Raw genomic sequence first — 23946 nt, 5'->3', positions numbered from 1 at the left:
AGAGAACAATCACAAAATTAAGGGAGGATCTATTTATGTCAAACATGCTTTGTTTTCAATGTGAACAAACAGTACCACAAAAGGGATGTACAACAATAGGAGTTTGCGGTAAAGAGCCGTCAACATCAGCTTTGCAGGATGAACTAACCTATGCACTTATTCGTTATGCACTTATCATGGAAGGTCAGGAAATTACTGACTTTGATGCACAGTTGATGATGGAGGGTCTGTTTACAACCGTAACAAATGTCAGCTTTGATGATGCAAGTTTGAAAAAGTTGATTAATCTGGTTGAATTTACTATTGAGAACCGTTCTCCAGCAAATGAAGGTTGTGGTTCATGCACATCATGTATAGCTCAGCCTGATATTGCAAGTGCTGAAGATATTTTCAAAGGAGATCAGGATCAGGTTTCACTGCGCAGCCTTTTAATCCTAGGTTTACGTGGTATGGGTGCATATGCATATCATGCTTTTGTTCTGGGCCGTACTGACAAAGAAGTTAATGAAGCACTTTTTATCGGAATGAGAGAAGCCGGTCTGAATCACAGTGTTGAAAGATGGTTAGAAATTCTTATGCAGTTCGGCAAAGATAATTTCCGCTGTATGGAGTTGCTGGATAGTGCTAACACCGGAGCTTATGGAAATCCGGTACCGGCCGAAGTAACAACCATAATTGAAAAAGGACCTTTTATTGTTGTTTCCGGACATGATCTGCATGACCTTAAACAATTACTTGATCAGACCGCTGGAAAAGGAATAAATATTTATACGCATGGAGAAATGCTTCCAGCACACGGATACCCTGAATTGAAAAAATATTCTCATCTTAAGGGCAATTTTGGTACAGCCTGGCAGAATCAGCAGAAAGAATTTGCTGATGTTCCAGGAGCTTTCCTCTTTACAACCAATTGTCTGATGCCACCTAAGCCATCATATGCTGATCGTGTCTTTACAACAGCAGTTGTTGAATATCCCGGTTTGGTTCATATTGATAATTCTGAAGATGGCAAGGATTTTTCTCCAGTTATTGCTAAAGCCATTGAGCTTGGAGGTTATGAACAAGAAAAAATCATGACAGGAATTAATGGCGGAACTGTTCTCACAACAGGATTCGGTCATGCCACAGTTCTGGGGGTTGCCGATAAAGTAATCGAAGCCGTAAAAGGCGGAGCACTTAAGCATATTATGCTGGTCGGAGGCTGCGACGGAGCCAAACCAGGACGTAATTATTATACTGATATTGTTGCCAAATCACCTTCGGACACATTAATACTTACTCTGGCCTGCGGCAAATATAGATTCAACGATCTCGATATTGGTAAAATAGGACCTTTCCCTCGTATAATGGACATGGGGCAATGCAATGATTCCTACTCAGCAATAAGAGTGGCTGTAGCTTTGGCAGAAGCTTTTGAAACTGATATAAACAGCCTGCCACTGACCTTGGTTTTATCATGGTATGAGCAAAAAGCCGTATGTATTCTCCTTACACTTCTTTCTCTAGGAGTTAAGAATATATATCTTGGTCCTACATTGCCATATTTTGTTTCTCCAAACGTTCTTAATGTATTAGTTGAAGAGTTCGGAATCCGCCCAACAACAACAGCAGACGAAGATCTCAAAGCGATTTTAGGATAAAATTCAGACTGGGACAAATTAATAAATTAAAATATACGGTAATATAAGTATTAAGAATCCGCTCTTTTGAATTAAAATTCAATCAGAGCGGATTTTATTTTCAGTCAGAAAATCTACTATGTGATGCAGTCACTTGATGCAAATGGTTTTATCCTATACTATAAAAAATAAACTATGCTTTTGTGGAGGTTAAATATATGTTTGATTTGATAATAGTAGGAAAAGGCCCCGCCGGTTTATCAGCAGCGATTTATGCAGTTAGAGCCGGACTTTCCGTTTTAGTTTTAGGAAGAGATTACGGAGCTTTGCAAAAAGCTGAAAAAATAGAAAATTATTTAGGTTTTCCTGAGCCTATAAGTGGAATTGAATTACTAAAACAGAGCGAAAGCCAGGCCAGAAGACTGGGTGTGAAAATAATCGAAGAAGAAGTAACGGGTATAAGCTGGTTAGAAAAATTTGAAATTCATACCTCCGTTTCAAAATATAATTCTATTGCTGTAATACTGGCAACGGGTATACCTAGAAGAAAAGCAACCATAAAAAATCTTGCAGAATATGAAGGAAAAGGAATCAGCTACTGTGCTACCTGTGATGGTTTTTTCTATAGGGGAAAAACAGCAGCAGTCATAGGCAATGGTGAATACGCATTAAAAGAAGCTAGTGAGCTAAAACCTTTTGCTGAAAAAATAATTCTAATTACAAATGGTCGCGAATTTGACGGACAGTTCAGCGATGATAAAATCGAGCTCGACAAAAGAAAAATAAAAAATATATTTGGTAGCGACGAAAAACTCGAAGGCCTAGATCTAGAGGATGGCAGCAAATTAAAAGTCGATGGAATCTTCATAGCCGAAGGTACAGCTTCAGCTCTTGATCTTGCGTTAAAACTAGGTTTAAACAATGATGGCAAAGTAATAATAACAAATTCAGATCAATCGACTAATCTCCCTGGTATATATGCAGCCGGAGACTGTACAGGCGGTCTGTTACAAGTCGCTGTAGCAGTGGGAGAAGGTGCTAAAGCAGGTATGTCGGCTGCAGGTTATGTCAAAAAAAGCAAAGGGGAAAAAATGCCTAAAATGCAATGGTAGATGTCGTAACTTATCAGTCTCGCAGTATTCTCATCGCATTAAAAACAGCCAGAAGAGTTACACCAACATCAGCAAATACAGCCTGCCAGATTCCGCCAAGTCCAAACAGTGCTAAAATCAGGATTATTCCTTTTAGAGAAAGAGTCAAAGCAACATTTTGCCTCACGATTTTTGCTGTTTTTCTAGCAATATTAATTGCTGTGTTAATTTTTTTCAAGTCATGCCCCACAAGTACAATATCTGCACTTTCGACTGCGGCATCACTTGCAGAACCAACAGCTATGCCTAAGTCAGATCTTGCCAGCACAGGAGCATCATTTATACCATCACCTACAAATACAGTCGCTCCTTTTCTGTTATTATTTTTCTGCATAAAGTCTTCAAGTTTTTCCACCTTTTGATCAGGCAGCAAATCTGAATAGACTTCTTCAATGCCCAGCGATGAAGCAATGAGATGAGCAGCCTCGTACTTATCACCAGATAGAAGCGCTGTTTTCTCAATACCTTGATTTTTCAATTCTAAAAGCATTTCCAAAACGCCCTCTCGAACCTGATCGGAAAGTTCAATATATCCTGACAAAGTGTTTCCAATAATTAGCCATATTCTTTGTCTGCCTGCCGAGGATTCAATATTTTCAGGAACAATTAATCCCGCTTCAGTAATCATACGATCGTTTCCTAATTTATATTCTATACCCTGATAAAAAGCCTGAACGCCATATCCAGGACGATCCCGATAGTCTTGCCATTCTATTTCGTCATTTATATTTTTATTCGTATTTAGCCATGCCTCATATATTGATTTCGCAATTGGATGATTAGATGATTTTTCAAGTTTAGCAGCAATTTCAAGGATACTTTCTTCATCTTCATTGGCAAAAGATTTAATGTTTGTAACTACAAATTTACCCTTTGTCAAAGTACCTGTTTTGTCAAAAACAATCTGTTTTACCTGAGAAAGTTTTTCCAGATATTGTCCACCTTTTATTAGCAGCCCCTTCGCAGAAGAAGCGCCAAGCCCGGCAAAATAACTCATAGGCACAGATAGAACAAGTGCACAAGGACATGATATTACAAGAAGTATAAGCGCTCTGTATATCCAATCCGAGAAAGGTTCTGATAGTATCAACGGTGGAATGAAAGCCAGCATAGTGGCAATGATTATCATTATAGGAGTATACCAGGCAGCAAATTTACTTATATATTTTTCTGCAGGTGATTTTCTGGCTGCGGCGGTTTCTACCATCTCCAAAATTCTGGAAATACTTGATTCGGAAAAATTTTTTCTAACTTGTGCAACCAGCAAACCGGTTCCGTTTACACTGCCAGATAAAGCTTCATCACCTGGAGATACAGATACTGGAATACTTTCTCCCGTCAAAGCTGACATGTCTATATCGGAAAAACCATTGACAATAACACAGTCCAAAGGAACTCTCTCTCCAGGTTTAATCAAAAGTCTATCACCGACTTCAATTTCCTGAGGCATGACAGTCTGGTAATCAGTCTGACTGTTTTGCTGAAGCCGATTAGCATAATCAGGCCGTAATTCTGTAAGAGCCTTAATCGAAGATCTGGAATGATTAACCGCTACATCCTGAAAAATTTCACCAACCTGATAAAATAGCATTACCGCTACAGCCTCGGGATACTCACCTATAATTAATGCTCCAATTGTAGCTATAGACATCAGAAAATTTTCATCAAACAATTGCCGTGAAAACAATTTTTTGAAAGCTCTGATAATAACATCATATCCCAGAACAATCCAGGCTAATACAAACAACGAAGCAGAAACAAATTCCGTCCATAGAGGCAAAAAAGCTGAAACAAAAATCAATGCACCTGTCAAAAAACGAATAAACAGTTTTAACGGAAAGGATTTTCGCCAATCAATTTTCTTAATAGCAGTATCAGTTTCTTCACTAAAATTCTCATTAGAGCTTATATCACCCTTATCAGATGTGTTTTCTGAAATTATTCCTGCATCACCCTCAAACGTTTTGATAAGTTGATCAATCTCGGAAACAATGCCTTCTTTTTTATAGCCCGGGTTTAAGTTAAGATGCAGCTTACTATTTGGAAAATCAATCATAGCTAGTTCTATTTCCGGCATTTTATTGATTGCATTTTCCATTTTCGAGGCACAATTCGCACACCCTAAATTCTCGATTTTAAAAACCATTTTACCTGCTGCCATTTATGTATGACCTCTTATTCTTTGTGGTAGGTCTCCTGCACATGGCTCTGCGCGCATTTTGCAATCGCTTCTATATGCTCATCATCAAGCCTATAAAAGGAATTTTTGCCATCTTTACGGTATTTAACCAGCCTAGCCTGGCGTAGTATACGTAATTGATGCGAAACAGCAGATTGACTTGCATTAATTAGATTTGCAAGATCGCATACACAAAGTTCACAATGCTCAAGTGCACTAATTATTTTCATACGCGTCTCGTCAGATAAAACCTTAAAAAGCTCAGTCATATCTCTCAAAACATCATCCGAGGGCATATTTTCTTTTGCCAAACAAACGCTTTCCGGATGAATTTTATTTGTACTGCAACATTCATCAGCCATGTCTAACCTCCACTCATTAATCATATGAACAACTGTTCATATGTCGATATAAGCATATATCTTTTTTTATCCTCATATCGTTTCCAAAGTTACGAATATATATTATTCTGTCAATTTTTCAATAAAACAACAGATAGTTTTATTTGTTGACTATAATGCCTGATCAGATTTTTCTCAAATCAGAAGATTTTTCCAATCATAACTAAAATCTGTGTACAATCATATTTGTTAAATTTTTAATTTTATTATAATCCATATACTATCCCGGTACCAGAGCAACAGGCAACTGTATTATCGTAACCGTTTACGATAATATTCAGATTTAGTATTATGCATTTTTTTCGTCAGCATGTATTCAGATTTGTGTTGCGTAAACGTTTATCTTTATCATATTGCACAAATTTACTGATTTAGCAATATATTAGCTTATGATCATTGCTACATCTAATGGTTTTATTATCGTTTTATGTTATATTAATTGATGGATTATATTGTTTCAGGCAATGGTGGGAGGTATAACCTGGTGTTAAAATTTTCTACTTTTTCCGGCGGAGTTCATCCGAAGGGGAATAAAAACACTCATTTTTATCCAACAGTAAGACTTGACCAGTTCAAAACTTTGCGAATACCGATGAGTATGCATATAGGACCGCCCTGTCAATGTATAGTGCAGGCAGGTGATGAAGTAAAGGTGGGACAGTTAATTGGCAAACCTGTTTCTGCTATGGCTGTTCCTATTCACTCAAGTGTTTCCGGAAAAGTTAAAGCTATTCGTAAAGAAGTAGCAAGCAATGGACGTTCTATGGAAGTTGTTGAAATAGAATCAGACATGCAGTACACGTGGCATGAAAGCATTTCTCCACCTGAAGTTACAGATAAGGATAGTTTTGTAAAGGCGCTGCGTGATTCAGGCCTGGTAGGTCTGGGAGGAGCCGGATTCCCTACATATATGAAAATGCAGCCACCGCCGGGAAAGGAACCCGATGTATTATTGATAAATGCAGCTGAATGCGAACCTTATATAACTGCTGATTTTCGTCAATGTGCAGAGCATCCTGATGAAATAATAGATGGAACTATGCAGGTAATGAAATATATGCAGATAGAAAAAGCAATAATAGGGGTAGAGGATAATAAACCTTTGGCCGCTGAAGTTTTGCGCAATGAGATAACGAAGTATTATCTTGCTTTTAATATTAAACCAGATATAAAAGTTGTAAGTCTAAAAACAATTTATCCTCAGGGTGCTGAAAAAATGCTAATTTATTCTTTAACCAAAAGAATTATACCCTCGGGAGGCTTGCCTCATGATATAGGTGTGCTGATGCTCAATGTCAGCACCGTTCGTTTTATTTCTAAATATCTTACAACCGGCATGCCACTTGTAAGAAAAAGAGTAACGCTTGACGGCAGCGGTCTTAATCTTCCTTGCAATGTCAATGTTCCAATAGGCGCACTTATTCCAGAAGTTATTGAAGCCGCAGGTGGTTTATCGGAAGAAGCAGGCAAAATAATTATGGGTGGATCAATGATGGGAGTTGCAGTTGATCGATTAGATGTATCCATTATAAAACATAACAATGCAATTCTTGTTTTCGGGAAAAAAGAGGCAGCTATTCCAGAAGAAACTCAATGCATTCGTTGTGCACGTTGTATTACAGCCTGCCCTATGCTTCTTTTACCAACAAGCCTTGATATTATGTCCCGGAATAAAAATATAGAAGGTCTTAAACAGTATCATGTAATGGATTGTATTGAATGCGGCTGCTGTACTTATGTATGTCCTGCCAAAAGACATCTGGTACAAAGTCTACGCAACGGTAAAACATATGTGCGTCAGTCAATAACAGTGGAGGGTAATAAAAAATGATGCTTCAGGTTTCTTCATCACCACATATACGCGATGGTATAACCTCCAGGCGTTTAATGCTGGATGTTATCATTGCATTGATGCCGGCAGTAATTGTTTCTATATGGATTTTCGGAAGTGCTTCTGCAATCATTATTTTTGTTACTACCGGTACAGCTGTTCTTTTTGAGTATATTTCCCGCAAAGTAATGAAGCGTTATAATTCTATAAGTGATTTAAGTGCAATAGTAACAGGCCTACTGTTAGCCTTAAATCTACCTCCTACAATTCCCCTTTGGATAGCAGCCGTAGGATCCTTTATCGCCATAGTTATTGTTAAGCAAATGTTTGGTGGTATAGGTCATAATTTTGTTAATCCGGCAATGGCAGCAAGAGTTATCTTGACCATATCATATCCTGCAGCCATGACCCGTTGGGCAGTACTCGAAAAAAGAATTGATGTTTTAAGTACCGGGATTACTGAGACCATTGCTCCTGCTGTAGGTAATGATCTTGTATCAACAGCAACTCCGCTTTATCTCTTACAGACTCAAAGTGAAATGCCATCGTATCTTGAACTCTTCCTTGGGATAAAAGGTGGTTGCTTAGGCGAAATTTCAATAGCTGCCCTTACCATAGGTATTGTTTACCTTGTAATTAGAAAAGTAATCACCTTATGGATTCCTCTGACTTATATCGGAACTGTTGCACTAGTAACACTTGCTGGTGGACAAGATCCTTTGTATCACATTTTGTCGGGAGGATTATTTCTGGGAGCTTTCTTCATGGCAACAGATTATGTTACTTCACCACTTACAAGAAAGGGTAAAATTATTTTCGGTTTAGGCTGCGGTATAATTACGGCCATAATAAGACTTTTTGGCGGTATGACCGAGGGCGTATCATTCTCTATTCTTTTTATGAATATATTGACGCCACATATAGACAGATGGACTCAACCCGCACCATTCGGAGGAGGATTAAGTCATGCAAAAAGATAATGGCATCTATCCTGCTTTGATTCTCGCATTAATATGTCTAATAGCTACTGCTTTGTTAGCCTTCACTAATCAGTTGACAATGGCTCCTAGGCTGCAGCAGGCAATTGATGCTGAAAATGCAAATCGCATAGCACTTTTCCCTGATGCCACAGAGTTTGTGGAATATGATTTTTCACAATGGCAAACAGACGAAATGGCTGTAAAGCAAATTTATGAGGTTTTTGATCAGGAAGGCCTTAGAACAGGCTTTCTATTCACTGCATCAACTCGAGGGTATGGTGGATTTGTACCTATAATGACAGCACTTGACGAGCAGGGAAAAGTTACAGGAATCAGAGTTTTGTCTAATGAGGAAACGCCAGGACTTGGCAAAAAAATTGAAGAGAAAGTTTTTCTCGATCAATTTATCGGAGCTGATACAAGTATAATTTATACGACCAAACCAGATGAACCAGGCAGAGAAAGCATAGATTCAGTTTCTGGTGCAACAATTTCCTCCAGAGCAGTTTCTGAATCAATCAATGCAATTAATGCTCTTTATTCTGAAATTATAAAGGAGGAATCATAATGCCGGCCAGAAAAATTCCGTTAAAGCAAGAATTCTCTAAAGGTATCCTTCGTGAGAATCCCGTACTTAGACTAATGTTGGGAGCATGCCCAACGCTTGCTGTTACTACGACTGCACGTAATGGTCTGGGAATGGGGCTGGCAGCCACATTTGTGCTTGTCGGTTCTAATTTTGTCATATCAATGCTCAGGCCGGTAATACCACAAAAGGTTCGTATTCCGGCTTTTATCACAGTAATTGCAAGTTTTGTGACAATAGTTCAAATGCTTATGCAGGCTTATTTGCCTGAGCTTAATGATTCGTTAGGTATATTTATTCCTCTAATCACTGTCAATTGTATTATACTGGCTCGTGCAGAAATGTTTGCAAGTAAAAACAGTGTACTTCCCTCAATCTTTGACGGACTGGGAATGGGAGCAGGCTATACTGCTACATTATTTCTAATGGGTACAATCAGAGAAGTTATGGGAAATGGTTCTTTTATGGATTTCAGTCTGCCTGTTTTACAACCTGGTGGTACAATCGAACCAATGCTAATCATGATTTTGCCTCCGGGTGGTTTTTTTGCATATGGTTTATTAATCGCTTTTTCTCAAAAAATAGCTGAAAAATTGAAAAAGGAAGATGCTGATCAAAATTCTGAAGATATTTGTGAAGGTGCAATTTCAGACAAAACAGCTTGTCTGCTTTGTGGAGCATGCAGCTTGCATAAAACATTTGAAGATTCTGCTCAAGATCCTGATTTTAAAAAATCTTCCGATAAAATTTCCGAAGGTGGTGACAGATCATGAGAGAAATGTTGATTATACTTTTTAGCGCTATTCTCGTCGATAATTTTGTGTTATCCCGTTTTCTCGGAATATGTCCTTTTCTTGGTGTTTCAAAAAATCTTAAAACAGCCATGGGGATGAGTTTTGCTGTTATTTTTGTAATGGTAATTGCAACAGCACTTACATGGCCCATTTTTAATCTTCTGCTTGCTCCCTATGGCCTTTCATACTTACAAACAGTCATTTTTATTCTAGTAATTGCTTCTCTTGTGCAAATAATTGAAACAGTCCTAAAAAAGGCTATACCGCCTCTTTACCAATCTTTAGGAATATATCTTCCACTGATAACAACCAATTGTGCAATTTTAGGTGTTGCCATTTTAAATATTGATGAGCAATATACTTTTTTCCAATCACTTGTAAATAGTCTGGGCGCAGGTGCAGGTTTTATGCTGGCACTTTTCCTTTTTGCAGGTGTGAGAAGCAAGGTTGATCATGCAGATGTCCCGAAATTTATGAAAGGCCTGCCAATAACATTAGTTTCGGCAGCTCTGGTTTCGATTTCCTTTTTTGGATTCAAAGGATTGATAGAAAAATTGTTCGGTTAAGTTTTGCAGGAGGGAAAAATGGAATTTTTCAGTGTATTTTACACAGTAATGATCGCAAATATCAAAGCAACCATAGATGTGCATGCTATACTTCTACCGATAGCAATAGGTGGCCTAATTGCTTTTGTTTTAGGGACAATAATTCTTATAACAGCTAAATTTTTTGCGGTACCCATAAATGAAAAGCTGGAAAAACTAAAAGATTTACTTCCGGGCGCAAATTGCGGGGCATGTGGATTTAGCAGTTGTGAAGCTTATGCTCAATATCTGGCCGAAGGAAATGATGATACTGCTAAATGCCCGGTCGGTGGAGCAAAAACCGCCAGAAATCTAGCTGAATATCTCGGATTAGGTGAACCTGATTTCAGACCAAAAGTAGCTTATATGTTTTGTAACGGAACATTAGACCATACAAGCAAGCGTTATGAATATTCCGGCACAAAAACGTGCGCCGCAGCACATAGTCTTTTCTCTGGCCCCAATTCCTGTTCCTATGGCTGCATAGGTTTTGGTGATTGTATGGAAATATGCGATTTTGACGCTATATATAAGGAAAATGGGATAATTAGGATTAATGCAGATAAATGTACAGCCTGCGGTCTTTGTGTTCAAACTTGCCCCAAAAATTTAATCGAAATAGTACCAAAACATCTTAATATGTACGCAGTTCAGTGCAAAAACAAATGGCCTGGTGCACAGACAAGGAAAAATTGCAGTGTCGGTTGTATAGGCTGCCGTCGATGTTATAAGGCTTGTAAATATGATGCAATAAGCATGGAAGGAACTCTTGCCATCATCGATCATGAAAAATGTACTTACTGTGGTGAATGTTTAATGGAATGCCCTACAGGAACAATCCACAACGGATTACCTTCAAAACCGGGAACATGGCCGTCAACCGGCAAAGAAGATAACTAATTTTTTTTGATTTGCACTTATAAGCTTGCTTTTAGATATGTATTATGATATTATTCCTTGTGCACGTTTTAGCACAAAACGTAAGGAGGTGTTCAAATGGCTAAGTGTGAGGTATGTCAGAAAGACTTACTCTCTGGCAGAAAAATCAGCATTACCCGTTCACAGGTATCACGTCGCGCTCTAACAAAGCAGAAACCAAATATTCGCACCGTGAGGGTTGTTGTAAATGGAACTCCCACAACAATGCATGTTTGCACCAGGTGCCTCCGTTCCAACGCGGTTAAGAGGTCCTGAAGCTGCGTTGACGACATGTTTTGTCGCTTGACGGGTTTACGCAGAATGCAAAAGGATATCAGTTAGCTGATATCCTTTTTTGTGGTTTACTTATTGCCTGAAACTTTACTATTTATACCGGCATTTCTAAATTAAACATAACTGACTAATTTTTTATTATTGTTTAAAATAGCCTTCTAACTGAAATAATTCTGTTTGTCCAATCTGCTATTTGAACAGGATCTACCAATTGTATTGAGGTGCTTCCAGATTTCGCCATTAAAAATTGTCCGTTTTCCATTACTATTGCCATTGATACAGGAATTCCAGGATTTGCTGCATCATCAACAAAGACCAGGTCGGCAGGTCTCAGGACACTCAAATCAAATCCGTTAGTCTTGTTGACAGCGGACTGATTTTCATTATTTCCCGCACTTTCATCATTTTCTTCATCTTGATCGGTCTTTTCTTGACTGTTTATATAAGCAAGGGATACATCTTTACCAGCATGAATTTGTTCTTCAATAGTTCTTGGCAATTCAATACCATTGACTATACCCGCAATTCTTGCAATCCCCTCTACGGAAACACCATCTCTTGATTGACCCTGATCCAGAACAGTTACATTATGAAATGACATAGCAGTATTACAGTAATATCTTGCACCATCTTCGTTTATCTCAATAGATTGATCAGGTAAAATCACCAGTAAACCATCTTCACTGACCCAGCCATAACCGCCATCTGGCAGACGCACTCTTAAAATTCCATCTCCTCTATAATCTGCAAACAATGTTGTTCCCATCATCACTTCCACCAGCATAGTACCACTTCGGGCATGGCTCATAATACGCTTAGAACTTGAAGATACAATTGTTTTATATTGAGCCAAAGCAGGTTCTATACTATCACTTGAGGACATCAGGTCAGTAGCAAGCATAAACCCTGTATTTCCTCCGGTCAGCGCAACTTTTCTAAAGCCCCATACAGTATTTTCATCATCAATTACTGTCACAGGCTCATTATAAAGCACTTGAGTCAGACGCTTTGCTTTTAGATCGGCACGATCAAAAACATCTGCCACAGGCTTGTTTACAGTCCACACATTCTCTTCATATATATACACATCATTATTATGATCAGAACTGTCTTCAACGCGGATCTGCAAGCGCGACAAAGCCATCGGAGCAGCCCAGAAGACAATGGTTATTATAAGCAGGAAAATGAGCAGAGGGACAAACCATGCCGGAAGCTTCCTCGATGGTTTCTCGACATATAGACCTTTCTTATAAAGATTCCAGTATTCCTCAACTTTTCTTGGCGGTCTAAAACCGCCTGGTTTTTTCTTTAATCCCAAGATTGTTCTCCTCAATCACACAAAATAACGCAAAAAGCCTGTGCCAGATCCATGTCATGACTAAGACTTATACTTAAAGAAATACCACCTATTTCTTTATAAAGATCTGCAGCAGCAGCATGCAAAAAAGCTTCAGGAGCACCGTTTTCTTTACGTAGTATTTCAATATCTGTCCATCGCACCCCTTTGGGACCAATACCTGAACCCAATGCCTTGGCAATTGCTTCTTTAGCGGCAAAGCGCCCTGCAAGACCAGCACTTGATCTACAAAAACTCTGCTCTCTTTCAGTCCATATTCGATCCAGCAAAGGTTTTCCTGATTTTTTAATAGCTTTTTCAATTCTGTTTATTCCTATCAGATCATTTCCACATTTTATATTCATATAATATATCCTCTGAATAATTATCTTTCACTGCTTCATAGAATATTTTTACAAAACTTTATCAACTTTATTTATTACTTGAAAAGCAATGAACAGACTGTTTTAATTATAGCATGGCAAAAAATAATAAAGAAGGTGACCTAATGTTATATCCGTTCAAATTTGATAATGTTTACAAGGATTACCTATGGGGTGGTCGTACACTTTCCATATTGGGCAAAAAATTGCCTGATGAAGGCATAGTAGCAGAAAGCTGGGAAATATCAGCTCATCCAAATGGAATGTCAGTTATTTCAAATGGAGATCTAAAAGGGAAAACTCTAAACTATATTTTACAAGAATATGCTTCCGATCTTTTAGGAGAATATTTTGATCAGCAGGAAAGCTATAAATTTCCACTTCTCATAAAACTAATTGACGCTTGTGATGATTTATCAGTGCAGGTACATCCTAATGATAAACAGGCATCTATACTTGAGAATGGAGAATATGGCAAAAATGAAATGTGGTACATCGTTTCGGCAAAACCAGGAAGCAAATTGATAATAGGAACCAAGCCTGGTGTAACACGTGAAAGTTTTACTCAGGCTGTTGCTGACGGAACATTGAATGAATGTATGAATTATGTAAATGTTCAGGAAGGAGATATTATCAATATCCCAGCAGGACTTTTACATGCTATAGGAAAAGGGCTTCTTATTTGTGAAATTCAGCAGAATTCTGATACAACATACAGGGTTTATGATTATGACAGAAAAGATCAGTCTGGACAAAGCCGCCCTCTTCACATAGAAAAAGCACTTGATGTGATTGACTTTAATTTTGGCGAAAATGTTTTAAAGTCTGGTGCAAAAATTTATGAAGAAAAAGGCAATATTATTGAATTGCTTGCATTAAATAAATACTTCAAAGTTGAAAAATGGAAAGTAAAGACAAGTATTGATTCTGATGATCTGATTAAAAGGTTTAATACAATTACTGTTATCGCTGGTCAGGGAATGCTGTTCTGGCAGCAATCTGAGCATACACATGAAATTGAAATTAAACAGGGAGAATCAGTTCTTATTCCAGCCTGTATCAACAAGTGGAAAATAGCCGGTAATTTAAATTTACTGACAGCGACAACTCCTGATTTTTCTGATTTTGGCAAAAACGCTGATAAATACCTTTCATTCAATCCAGGCCTGCCAAAACCTGCAGAAATATCTGTTAGAAAGGCTTTTGAAATTCTTTCTCCATCAGTTGCAATTACTCCTTTGCCGGATATTGACTGAAATCATAATCCACGGCGTCTGCGACTTAACTGCAATCGTATATCATCACCAAAAAATCTGTAAATTGCGTAATTGCCCATTAGTCGGCTTAACAATCTTTCATCATACGAAGCCTTAATAGCTCCGGCATCGGCATTGCTTGATATTACAGTATGAAGTCCAGGAGCAAGTCTTCTGTCTACTAGAGTCAGTAGTTCACTGTATCTGCTGGCTCCTTTATTTTCTGTCCCTAGATCATCAATCAATAACAAATCCGCATGCAAAATACTATCATATAAAGCAGATACCTGCTCCATTCTTACTGGATCAGGCTGAAAGGATGATTGCAAAACCCTAAGCTCATTGAGTATTTCAAACAATTCTGGTGCACTCACATAAAAAACCATTGAACCTTCTTCAAGAAAAGTATTGGCCAGACAAGCCATAAGAAAAGTCTTACCCGTCCCTGGTTTACCCATAAACAATAAATTATCGGCTAATTTCTCTGATGCAATAAGTTCTGTTTTTTTCATTGCAAAAGCCTCTGCATATTTAATAACAGAATTCTTAATTGCAGAAATATTCTTGCGTGGTGACACATCGCTTTTATTATTTTCCACATCGACTTTATCGGAAAAAAGACTTTCATCGAACTGATCAAATTTAATATTTTTAAGATTCTTCAAATTAGCATGTTCTATTAACAGAGGCATCATGACCTGTCTATAGCAACTGCATAGATGTTGTTTTTCCATTCCTGTGTCTTTGCATGCTTTACAATGAAATACCGGCTGATCAAAATCAGCACTTATATTGTGTGCAAGGATAAAATCTGCTCTCTTTTTTTCCAGCTCTTTTTTTTTGATTGCAGCTAAACGAGGTCTCTCGGGATCGATTGCTTCAAAAAGCATGGCTGCACCTGCCGAAGCTATCTCTCTATCAATAATTTCGATCTCAGGATATTTAAGATATATTTTATCGATATTTTGCAGACGTTCCTTTTCTGCTCGATCTCTTCTGTGTTCATATGCAGCTGCAACAGCTTTACTTATCGATTGATTCACTTTGCTCTGCCTCCTTAGTATCTTTCAGATCCACAGGTTCATAGAACTCCTTAAAAAAATCATTACTATAATTTCTCTGTTCAAAATTACCCATATTTGCCGGCTTATATTCAGTTTTTTTATTTTGATTATTTCTTACAGCTCCAATTCTTGCTGCTTTTTCCTGTTCGTATGCATTAATGGATTCCAAATCTCTGAGCTGGTGTGAAAACCATTCTTGTAGTATTTTATCAATATATGAGAGATTTGGGTGGGAGAGTCTAACAGTTTTTCTAAGTGCAATTTCTATAATATCAAAATCATATCCCATTTTTTCAACCCATTTAGATACAATTTCTTCATCATACTCTGTCATATTTTTACGCAACTTTTTGCCTATTTTTTTAACCATTTTATTAATTTTTTCATATGACAAAAAGTAACTGTTAAGATCCTGATAAGTAATAATTCTGCGTGAAGCCCAATTCTCTGCTACTTTATTTATATAAGCTTTGTTATCCAGTTTTTTGCGTCTGGAGCATTCCTGAAACAAAGCATATACTACCTCTGGTTCAAAATGATACTTGTCAAACCAACTATCTATTTCTGAATACCAAGACGGCGACATCAATCCTTGGAAAAAAGTTTTGGAAATATCAGATAATAATTTTTCCCGCTGACTAAATACATTATTATGAGATATTATTTCCAGTGGTGTTGAGCTTGTTTTAGGCCTGTATATGCGTTCAATTTCCTGAGCTTTAACATCACATATCTCCAGACCATCATCACTTATATTAATGAGTTTTAAATCTGCCAGTGAAAGCAGTGCCACTTTAATATGATCCAGCTCCGTACCCATTCTTCTTGCAAGATCATTTTCATTTATTCTGCTTTTATTTTTTACAGCAAGTAGCAAATAAATATAAAGCTTAACAGCCAGCCCATCTAAAGAGGGCAAGTATTCTGCAATAAATATATCAGGAACCAGAGTATCGGACAACAACAGTTTGTGACTCTCTTCGAGCTTCATAGAATATTCTCCCCCTCGACAAAATAAAACCCCGTCTTCTTGACGGGGTTTTATTATAACACTTTTTATCATATACTGCTCAGGAGCAGCAGGTTGATTTATAAAATAATTATCAACCCTCTAATGATGATAGATCAGCAGCCATACGAACATAATTCTCATAACGCTCTTTGGCATGATCTTCAGCCAGATTAAAGATTGCATCTACCTTTTCCTTATCAAATTTCTTGTACAAGGTGGTATAACGAACCTCACTTCTAAGGAATGCCTGGAAATCACCGGAAGGTTTCTTTGAATCCATAACAAAAGGATTTTTGCCTTCCTTCTTCAATACAGGATTGAAGCGGTACAAATGCCAGTAACCACAATCAACGGCATCTTTTGACTGACGCTGTGAAACAGTCAGATTACCCTTCATACCATGGTTGATACAAGGAGCATAAGCTATAACTACTGAAGGACCATTCCATGCTTCAGCTTCTGCAAAAGCTTTCAGTGTCTGTGTCTGATTTGCACCCATAGCTATCTGGGCAACATATACATAGCCATAAGTCGCAGCCATCAAACCAAGATCTTTTTTCTTGATCGGTTTACCGCCGGCAGCAAACTGAGCAACAGCACCTGTTGGTGTAGCCTTAGATGACTGACCACCGGTATTTGAATATACCTCGGTATCAAGAACCAGAACATTGATGTCCTCTCCTGATGCCAAAACATGATCCAGACCGCCGTAGCCGATATCATATGCCCAGCCGTCACCACCGATAATCCAGGTAGAACGTTTAACAAAGTAATCTTCAAGCTCCAGAAGTTTGGTAATTAATTTTTTAGCGGCAGCGTCAGATCCTTTATAAGCTTTGAGGGCATTGGCAAAAGATTCACTAACTGTACGTGTTTTATCACTGTCTTCTTTTGCATCAATCCATGCCTGTGCTGTTTTTGTTATTTCTTCATCAGCACCGGCAGCGATCAATTCTTCGGCAAATGCAACTATGCGTGAACGCAGTTGTTTTACACCAAGGTGCATACCCATACCATATTCAGCATTATCTTCAAACAGTGAGTTACCCCATGTAGGACCCTGCCCGCATTTATTTGTTGTGTAAGGCATTGAAGGAGCGGATCCACCCCAGATTGAGGAACAACCGGTAGCATTGGCAATCTGCATACGATCACCAAACAACTGAGTAATCAGCTTAACATAAGGAGTCTCACCACAACCTGCACATGCTCCTGAGAACTCTAACAGAGGCTGTTCAAACTGGCTGCCTTTAACAGTATTTTTACTCATTGGATTTTGTTTTGGTTCAACAGTAAGTGCATATTCCCAATTATCGGCTTCTATCATGTTCTCACCAATAGGAGACATAACGAGAGCTTTATTCTTGGAAGGACATACACTTGCACAAGAACCGCAACCTGTACAGTCTAATGCTGAAACCTGGATGCGATACTGGAAAGAATCATAAGGTTTCATACCTTTTTTGGCTACAAATGATTCCGGAGCTTTACCAGCCTCTTCATCAGTTAATAGAACAGGACGGATTACAGCGTGTGGACATACATAAGAACACTGATTACACTGTATACAGTTTTCCGGTATCCATTGAGGAATATTGACAGCGATCGCACGCTTTTCGTATTGACTGGTGCCCTGTGGGAAAGTACCATCTTCACGACCACTGAAAGCACTTACCGGCAATGAATCACCTTTCTGTGCATTCATTACTTCTACGACATCTCTTATGAAAGCAGGTATTTCTTTCATTACCTTATCATCGTCAGCAGCATCAGCCCAGTCAGCAGGAACTTTGAACTCTTTAACTGCATCAATGCCAGCATCAACAGCAGCATAGTTCATGTTGACAATTTCGTCACCCTTGGTTCCGTATGATTTTACAATAGCCTGCTTCATATACTTAACAGCATCTTCAACAGGTATAATATTGGCAAGCTTAAAGAAAGCAGCCTGGCAAATTGTATTAATACGTCCGCCAAGACCTATTTCAACAGCTTTGGTAACAGCATCAAGCGTGTAGAATTTAATATTATTTTTAGCTATATAACGCTTCATTTCAGCAGGCAGATGCTTACTTATTTCCTCATCTGTCCAAAGAGTATTCAGCAAGAATATACCGCCTGGTTTAAGTGCAGCAAGCATATCATATTTGTCAACATATGACTGATTATGACAAGCTACAAAGTCGGCTTTATTAACCAGATAAGTAGATCTGATTGGATTTTTACCAAAACGCAGATCTGAAATGGTTACGCCACCTGATTTTTTAGAGTCATATGAAAAATAGGCCTGAGCATACATATCTGTATGGTCACCAATAATCTTAATAGAGTTTTTATTCGCACCAACAGTTCCGTCTGCACCAAGTCCCCAGAAACGGGCAGCAACTGTTCCTTCAGAAGCAGTATCTATTGATTCTTCAGTAGGAAGAGAAAGATGAGTTACATCATCAACAATACCGATTGTAAAGTTTACTTTTGGCTGGTCTGAAGCCAGATTTTTGAAAACAGCCATGAACTGATCTGGTGTTGTGTCTTTTGAACCAAGACCATAGCGACCATTTATAATCATAGGGCCGTTGCATACACTTGTATAAGCGGCACAAACATCAAGAAAGAGAGGTTCGCCATGCGCACCAGGTTCTTTTGTGCGATCAAGAACAGCGATTTTTTTAGCTGTTTCAGGAATTGCAGCCAGCAATCTTTCTGTCGAGAACGGACGGTACAGATGAACTTTTACCATTCCGACTTTTTCACCTTTAGCAATCAAATAATCAATAGTCTCTTCAAGAGCTTCACAGCCGGAACCCATACAAACAACTACACGATCCGCATCAGGCGCACCATAGTAATTGAAAGCCTTATAATCACGACCTGTCAGCTCATTAATTTTATCAAAATAGTAATCAACTACAGCCGGCAAAGCATCATAGTAAGGATTACAAGCTTCACGCGCCTGAAAGAAAACGTCTGGATTCTGAGCAGTACCACGCAGAGTCGGTTTATTAGGAGTCAAACCACGTTGACGGAAAGCTTCGACTGCATCCATGTCAACCAGTTTAGCTAAATCATCATAATCCTGAACTTCTACTTTTTGCATTTCATGCGAAGTACGGAAACCATCAAAGAAATGCAGGAAAGGAACTCTGCCCTTTATTGCAGCAAGATGTGCAACTGCTGCCAAATCTACAACTTCCTGAACACTTGAAGAGCACAACATAGCAAAACCGGTTTGTCGGCATGCCATAACGTCTGAATGATCTCCAAAAATAGATAAGGCATGACTTGCAACAGCACGGGCAGTTACATGTAAAACTCCCGGTAAAAGCTCACCAGCCATTTTATACATATTAGGTATCATCAGAAGAAGACCCTGCGAAGCAGTATAAGTAGTTGTCAAAGCACCGGTTGCCAGTGAACCGTGTACAACTGCTGAAGCACCACCTTCAGACTGCATCTCAACAACATTGACGGTTTGACCGAAAATGTTCTTGCGACCTTCAAGTGCCCATTGATCCGTATAGTCTGCCATTGGAGACGATGGGGTAATGGGGTAAATGCCGGCAACCTCTGTGAAAGCATATGAAGTATATGCTGCAGCAGTATTGCCATCCATGGTCATGAATTTTTTTTGTTTTGCCATGTGACTCTCTCCTTTATATTTTGTTCCCTTGTATCACTACGGTTCAGTCAAGAACCAACAGCTATTATAGCATATATATATAGATTATTACAGTAAAAGCAGGACAATTATATTGTTAATTACGAATCGTTTGATTGTGCTTGTTATCTAAATCTATTTCACATATTTAATTAATTTATCAAACTGTTCCCTGTCATCTCTACAGGTTTTTCCAGACCCATAAGATCAAGCATAGTTGGAGCCAGGTCAGCAAGAACACCAGATTTCAACTCTACATTCCCTGCTCCTGCAACAATCAATTCAACCGGCAAAGTTGTATGGGCTGTAAAAGGTCCACCTTGATCAGGATCTATCATCTGCTCTGCATTTCCATGATCAGCAGTGATAAGAACAGTTCCGCCTTTTGCCAGAATTGCATCAACCACCTTGCCTGTACATTCGTCAACTGCCTCAACAGCAGCTTTGGCAGCATCAAAAACTCCCGTATGACCAACCATATCACAATTAGCAAAATTCAGAATAATTACATCGTATTTTTCACTATTGATCCTGTCTAACGCCTCAGCTGCAACCTCATAAGCACTCATTTCAGGTTTAAGATCATATGTTGCAACTTTAGGAGAAGGAATCAAGGCACGATCTTCGCCAGAATACTCTTTTTCCACACCACCGTTAAAGAAAAAAGTAACATGAGCATATTTTTCTGTCTCAGCTATGCGTAGTTGTGTTAAGCCGTTCTTAGAAATATATTCACCAAAAGTATTGTCAAGACTTGTCGGTCTATAAGCAACTTCCAAACCTGGAAAAAGATCAAAAGTTTTATCGTATTGTGTCATGGTTATAAATTTAAGAGGGAAATAACCTTTGGGCAAATCAAAGCCGGAAAAATCAGGCTGTATAAAACAACGAGTAATCTCTCGTGCGCGATCCGGCCTAAAATTAAAAAATATAACACTATCGTTTTCTTTGATTAATCCAATCGGTTTGCCGTTTTCAACAATTACGGTCGGTACAACAAATTCATCCATTACACCTGATTCGTATGAATCAGCAACTGCTTTGACAGGATTATCTGCAATAATGCCTTCTCCTGTAACCATCGCACGGTAAGCCTTTTCGACACGTTCCCAGCGATTGTCACGATCCATAGCATAATATCTACCCATTATAGAGGCAATCTTGCCTATGCCTATTTCTTGCAGTTTTTTCTGTAATTCCTCGGTATAGCACTTAGCTGAATCCGGTGGCACATCCCTACCATCGAAGAAGCAGTGAACATAAACATTTTCCAGTTCAGCTTTTTTGGCCAACTGTAGGAGAGCATATAAATGATCATTATGACTATGAACGCCTCCATCTGAAAGAAGTCCAAACAAATGCAGCGCCTGTCCAGGTTTTTTTGCATTCTCCACTGCACTTAAAAGAGCAGCATTTTCAAAAAAATCACCATCTTGGACAGATTTAGTTATTCTTGTAAGCTCCTGATAAACAATTCGTCCAGCACCTATATTGGTATGACCTACTTCTGAATTCCCCATTTGTCCATCCGGCAATCCCACTGCCATACCACTTGTCCGAACGAGAGTGCTTGGGAAATTTGCCCGATACTTGTCGAGATTAGGAGTTGATGCAGCAGCTACAGCATTACCTACTGCAGACTCGTTAAACCCAAAACCATCCAAAACAAGAAGAGCAACTGGTCTTTTATTTAATTTTACCATTAGAATTCCTCCTAGATAAAAAAGGCCGGGATAAACAAATTATCCGCGGCCCTTAGTCAAAACTTACCGCCGGACGGTAGAATTTTACAAATTAGATCCGGCATTACATATAACGCTGAAATCCTCAGCCTTCAGAGAAGCTCCACCAACGAGACCGCCGTCAATATCACTTTGAGCAAACAGCCCGGCAGCGTTTTTGGCATTAACAGAGCCGCCATATTGAATTCTCATTGCCTGAGCAACATCACTGTTATAAATTTCAGACAGCAAACCACGAATAAATGCACAAACTTCCTGGGCTTGCTCATCACTTGCTACCTTGCCTGTACCAATGGCCCAGATGGGTTCATATGCTATTGTTATCAAGTGTGTTTTATTTTCAGGGATATCGGCAAAAGCAGCTTTAATCTGAGTTTTGATCAGATCAAAAGTTTCACCTGCTTCACGTTGTTCCAAGGTTTCTCCACAACATATTATAGGACGCACACCCCATGATAAAGCAGCCTTAACTTTTTTATTTACCGTTTCGTCTGTTTCTGCAAAATACTCACGTCTTTCTGAATGACCAATAATAACATATGGCACACCCATCTCAGCCAGCATCTTAGCGGATATTTCTCCTGTAAAAGCACCACTATCCTCAAAATGACAGTTTTGAGCAGCTATTTTAATATTGCTGTAAGCAGCAGCATCAAGAGCAGCTGTTAAAGCAGTAAAAGGTACGCCTAAAGCAATTTCTGATTCAGCATCTAAAACTTTTGCCTTCAAATCATTAATCAGGCTAACAGCCTCAGAAGGAATACCTTTATTCATTTTCCAGTTTCCTGCAGCGAATGTACGACGTGGATTCTTATCCATAAGACAATCTATTCCAGGCAGAACTTTTCCTTCCAGCAATTCAAGAGAAGCGCCTCCACCTGTTGATATATGAGATACCTGCTCAGCAAAACCAAGTAATTCAACAGCAGCGGCAGAATCACCACCACCTATAATAGAAATAGCAGATGAATCTGCAACTGCACGAGCTACTTCTCTGGTACCATTAGCAAATTTTTCAAATTCAAACACACCCATCGGGCCATTCCAGACAACAGTTCCGGCATTGCTTACAGCCTCAGAATATGTTTTTACAGCTTCTGGACCAATATCAAGCCCCATCCAGCCATCAGGAATTTCACTTGAATTAACAGTTTTACTTTCGGCATCAGCGGAAAATTCAGGAGCAACAACAGTATCCACAGGCAAAAGGAGTGAAACACCTTTTGCTGCCGCTTTCTCCATCAGAGACTTTGCCAGATCAATTTTATCAGTCTCACATAATGAACTTCCTATATTTGCACCTTTGGCAGCAAAAAAAGTATAAGCCATACCACCGCCAATTATAAGCGTATCTACTTTTTCAAGAAGATTCTCTATAACACCTATCTTATCGGATACCTTTGCCCCTCCCAGGATTGCTACAAATGGTCTTTTAGGATTGGCCAGAGCTTCACCCATAATATCAATTTCTTTTTGAATAAGATAACCACAAGCAGAAGGCAAGTAGTTTGCTAAACCTGCCGTTGAAGCATGTGCTCTATGTGCTGTTCCAAAGGCATCATTTATATATATATCAGCCATTGAAGCCAGTTCAGCAGCAAAAGCAGGACTGTTTTTTGTTTCTTCTTTATGGAAACGAACATTCTCAAGTATAAGAATTTCACCATCGGCAAGCCCTGCAGCTTTGGCTTTTGCATCTTCGCCAATAACATCTGAAGCAAGAGCAACTGGTTTGCCCAGAAGCTTAGCTAAACGATCTGCAGCTGGTTTCATAGAAAATTTTGCCTCCGGTCCGTTCTTGGGTCGACCAAGATGCGAAACCAGAATAACCTTCGCTTTGTTCTCTGACAGATATTTTATGGTTGGCAAAGCACCCACTATTCTTTTATCATCAGTTATTTCACCAGTCTTTTTGTCTAAAGGTACATTGAAATCAACTCGGACAATTACTCTCTTGCCCTCAACATTCAGGTCTTCTACATTCTTTTTCTGCATCATGGCCATCTTTGTCACACTCCTCAATTATTAATACCAGTCACACTGTATATAACGGTCTATTGTTTGAACCACCTAGTATTGTATACCGAAAAGACCTTTTTATCAATCAAAAAAGGTATGGTAAAATATAAGTCAATTTAGCAATAAAGCGGAGGTGTCC

19 protein-coding genes are annotated in these 23946 nt (G+C 38.8%); 10 read left to right on the top strand and 9 right to left on the bottom strand.

Translation table 11 applies throughout. From position 1 onward, the window contains the following. The first annotated feature begins 35 nt into the window (after positions 1-35). Positions 36-1640, top strand: coding sequence for a hydroxylamine reductase (gene hcp / locus AC0KSB_RS02305; RefSeq protein ID WP_472306319.1), 1605 nt, complete (start codon positions 36-38; stop codon positions 1638-1640). 197 nt (positions 1641-1837) lie between these two features. Continuing rightward, positions 1838-2731 (top strand): NAD(P)/FAD-dependent oxidoreductase, encoded by an 894-nt coding sequence (locus AC0KSB_RS02300; protein WP_472306317.1) that lies wholly within the window; start codon positions 1838-1840, stop codon positions 2729-2731. Between the two features lie 13 nt (positions 2732-2744). Here the strand turns inward: AC0KSB_RS02300 and AC0KSB_RS02295 are convergent, their stop codons facing one another. Together AC0KSB_RS02295 and AC0KSB_RS02290 are read right to left on the bottom strand one after the other, a co-directional pair. Then, a complete protein-coding gene (locus tag AC0KSB_RS02295) occupies positions 2745-4931 on the bottom strand; it encodes a heavy metal translocating P-type ATPase (RefSeq protein ID WP_472306315.1) in 2187 nt (728 codons plus the stop codon). 14 nt (positions 4932-4945) lie between these two features. Then, positions 4946-5311 carry an ArsR/SmtB family transcription factor gene (locus AC0KSB_RS02290; protein WP_472306313.1) on the bottom strand — a complete coding sequence of 122 codons (366 nt, stop codon included), beginning with the start codon at positions 5309-5311 and terminating at the stop codon, positions 4946-4948. Positions 5312-5834: 523 nt separating this feature from the next. Between AC0KSB_RS02290 and rsxC the strand changes: the two genes are divergently transcribed. The 7 genes from rsxC to AC0KSB_RS02255 all read left to right on the top strand — a co-directional run bounded on the left by rsxC (position 5835) and on the right by AC0KSB_RS02255 (position 11319). After that, a complete protein-coding gene (gene rsxC, locus AC0KSB_RS02285; RefSeq protein ID WP_472306311.1) occupies positions 5835-7181 on the top strand; it encodes an electron transport complex subunit RsxC in 1347 nt (448 codons plus the stop codon). Next, positions 7178-8161 (top strand): RnfABCDGE type electron transport complex subunit D, encoded by a 984-nt coding sequence (locus AC0KSB_RS02280; protein ID WP_472306309.1) that lies wholly within the window; start codon positions 7178-7180, stop codon positions 8159-8161. The genes rsxC and AC0KSB_RS02280 overlap by 4 nt, the downstream gene beginning before the upstream one ends. After that, on the top strand, positions 8148-8729 hold the full coding sequence (locus AC0KSB_RS02275) for an RnfABCDGE type electron transport complex subunit G (RefSeq protein ID WP_472306307.1): 582 nt from the start codon (positions 8148-8150) through the stop codon (positions 8727-8729). Before AC0KSB_RS02280 ends, AC0KSB_RS02275 begins: the two co-directional genes overlap by 14 nt. After that, the gene (gene rsxE / locus AC0KSB_RS02270) at positions 8729-9520 is read left to right on the top strand and encodes an electron transport complex subunit RsxE (RefSeq protein ID WP_472306305.1); all 792 of its coding nucleotides are present in this window, start codon (positions 8729-8731) and stop codon (positions 9518-9520) included. The genes AC0KSB_RS02275 and rsxE overlap by 1 nt, the downstream gene beginning before the upstream one ends. Beyond that, a complete protein-coding gene (locus AC0KSB_RS02265) occupies positions 9517-10107 on the top strand; it encodes an electron transport complex protein RnfA (RefSeq protein WP_472306303.1) in 591 nt (196 codons plus the stop codon). Before rsxE ends, AC0KSB_RS02265 begins: the two co-directional genes overlap by 4 nt. 18 nt (positions 10108-10125) lie before the next feature. Further along, positions 10126-11025, top strand: coding sequence for an RnfABCDGE type electron transport complex subunit B (locus AC0KSB_RS02260; protein WP_472306301.1), 900 nt, complete (start codon positions 10126-10128; stop codon positions 11023-11025). A gap of 96 nt (positions 11026-11121) precedes the next feature. Further along, complete coding sequence (locus AC0KSB_RS02255; protein WP_472306299.1) at positions 11122-11319, top strand: large ribosomal subunit protein bL28; 198 nt, start codon at positions 11122-11124, stop codon at positions 11317-11319. 163 nt (positions 11320-11482) lie between these two features. Here AC0KSB_RS02255 and AC0KSB_RS02250 read toward each other — a convergent pair whose 3' ends face one another. Then, positions 11483-12655 (bottom strand): hypothetical protein, encoded by a 1173-nt coding sequence (locus AC0KSB_RS02250; protein WP_472306297.1) that lies wholly within the window; start codon positions 12653-12655, stop codon positions 11483-11485. Positions 12656-12666: 11 nt separating this feature from the next. After that, positions 12667-13038, bottom strand: coding sequence for a holo-ACP synthase (gene acpS, locus AC0KSB_RS02245; RefSeq protein WP_472306296.1), 372 nt, complete (start codon positions 13036-13038; stop codon positions 12667-12669). A gap of 143 nt (positions 13039-13181) precedes the next feature. Between acpS and AC0KSB_RS02240 the strand changes: the two genes are divergently transcribed. Then, on the top strand, positions 13182-14312 hold the full coding sequence (locus AC0KSB_RS02240) for a type I phosphomannose isomerase catalytic subunit (RefSeq protein ID WP_472306294.1): 1131 nt from the start codon (positions 13182-13184) through the stop codon (positions 14310-14312). Positions 14313-14314: 2 nt separating this feature from the next. On the opposite strand, the gene AC0KSB_RS02235 is transcribed toward AC0KSB_RS02240, so the two are convergent. The 5 genes from AC0KSB_RS02235 to tpiA all read right to left on the bottom strand — a co-directional run bounded on the left by AC0KSB_RS02235 (position 14315) and on the right by tpiA (position 23792). Continuing rightward, positions 14315-15355: an ATP-binding protein gene (locus AC0KSB_RS02235; RefSeq protein WP_472306292.1), complete on the bottom strand. Its 1041-nt coding sequence runs from the start codon at positions 15353-15355 to the stop codon at positions 14315-14317. After that, positions 15336-16367, bottom strand: coding sequence for a DnaD domain protein (locus AC0KSB_RS02230; RefSeq protein WP_472306290.1), 1032 nt, complete (start codon positions 16365-16367; stop codon positions 15336-15338). The genes AC0KSB_RS02235 and AC0KSB_RS02230 overlap by 20 nt, the downstream gene beginning before the upstream one ends. Positions 16368-16479: 112 nt before the next feature. Beyond that, positions 16480-20028, bottom strand: coding sequence for a pyruvate:ferredoxin (flavodoxin) oxidoreductase (gene nifJ, locus AC0KSB_RS02225; RefSeq protein ID WP_472306288.1), 3549 nt, complete (start codon positions 20026-20028; stop codon positions 16480-16482). A gap of 170 nt (positions 20029-20198) precedes the next feature. After that, positions 20199-21749 carry a 2,3-bisphosphoglycerate-independent phosphoglycerate mutase gene (gene gpmI, locus AC0KSB_RS02220; protein ID WP_472306286.1) on the bottom strand — a complete coding sequence of 517 codons (1551 nt, stop codon included), beginning with the start codon at positions 21747-21749 and terminating at the stop codon, positions 20199-20201. 84 nt (positions 21750-21833) lie between these two features. Next, positions 21834-23792, bottom strand: a complete 1959-nt coding sequence (gene tpiA, locus AC0KSB_RS02215) for a triose-phosphate isomerase (protein ID WP_472306284.1) — start codon at positions 23790-23792, stop codon at positions 21834-21836. Between the last annotated feature and the right edge of the window lie 154 nt (positions 23793-23946).

The organism is Ercella succinigenes (genome assembly GCF_900002895.1).
This window is presented reverse-complemented; position numbering and strand designations above follow the sequence as displayed.

Excerpts from the sequence above, each read along its gene's own strand:
- AC0KSB_RS02265 (WP_472306303.1), top strand. The coding sequence starts at position 9,517 with ATGAGAGAAATGTTGATTATACTTTTTAGCGCTATTCTCGTCGATAAT.
- nifJ (WP_472306288.1), bottom strand. The coding sequence starts at position 20,028 with ATGGCAAAACAAAAAAAATTCATGACCATGGATGGCAATACTGCTGCA.
- AC0KSB_RS02275 (WP_472306307.1), top strand. The coding sequence starts at position 8,148 with ATGCAAAAAGATAATGGCATCTATCCTGCTTTGATTCTCGCATTAATA.
- tpiA (WP_472306284.1), bottom strand. The coding sequence starts at position 23,792 with ATGGCCATGATGCAGAAAAAGAATGTAGAAGACCTGAATGTTGAGGGC.
- AC0KSB_RS02295 (WP_472306315.1), bottom strand. The coding sequence starts at position 4,931 with ATGGCAGCAGGTAAAATGGTTTTTAAAATCGAGAATTTAGGGTGTGCG.
- AC0KSB_RS02260 (WP_472306301.1), top strand. The coding sequence starts at position 10,126 with ATGGAATTTTTCAGTGTATTTTACACAGTAATGATCGCAAATATCAAA.
- acpS (WP_472306296.1), bottom strand. The coding sequence starts at position 13,038 with ATGAATATAAAATGTGGAAATGATCTGATAGGAATAAACAGAATTGAA.
- AC0KSB_RS02255 (WP_472306299.1), top strand. The coding sequence starts at position 11,122 with ATGGCTAAGTGTGAGGTATGTCAGAAAGACTTACTCTCTGGCAGAAAA.
- AC0KSB_RS02280 (WP_472306309.1), top strand. The coding sequence starts at position 7,178 with ATGATGCTTCAGGTTTCTTCATCACCACATATACGCGATGGTATAACC.
- hcp (WP_472306319.1), top strand. The coding sequence starts at position 36 with ATGTCAAACATGCTTTGTTTTCAATGTGAACAAACAGTACCACAAAAG.
- AC0KSB_RS02300 (WP_472306317.1), top strand. The coding sequence starts at position 1,838 with ATGTTTGATTTGATAATAGTAGGAAAAGGCCCCGCCGGTTTATCAGCA.
- rsxE (WP_472306305.1), top strand. The coding sequence starts at position 8,729 with ATGCCGGCCAGAAAAATTCCGTTAAAGCAAGAATTCTCTAAAGGTATC.
- AC0KSB_RS02230 (WP_472306290.1), bottom strand. The coding sequence starts at position 16,367 with ATGAAGCTCGAAGAGAGTCACAAACTGTTGTTGTCCGATACTCTGGTT.
- gpmI (WP_472306286.1), bottom strand. The coding sequence starts at position 21,749 with ATGGTAAAATTAAATAAAAGACCAGTTGCTCTTCTTGTTTTGGATGGT.
- AC0KSB_RS02240 (WP_472306294.1), top strand. The coding sequence starts at position 13,182 with ATGTTATATCCGTTCAAATTTGATAATGTTTACAAGGATTACCTATGG.
- AC0KSB_RS02290 (WP_472306313.1), bottom strand. The coding sequence starts at position 5,311 with ATGGCTGATGAATGTTGCAGTACAAATAAAATTCATCCGGAAAGCGTT.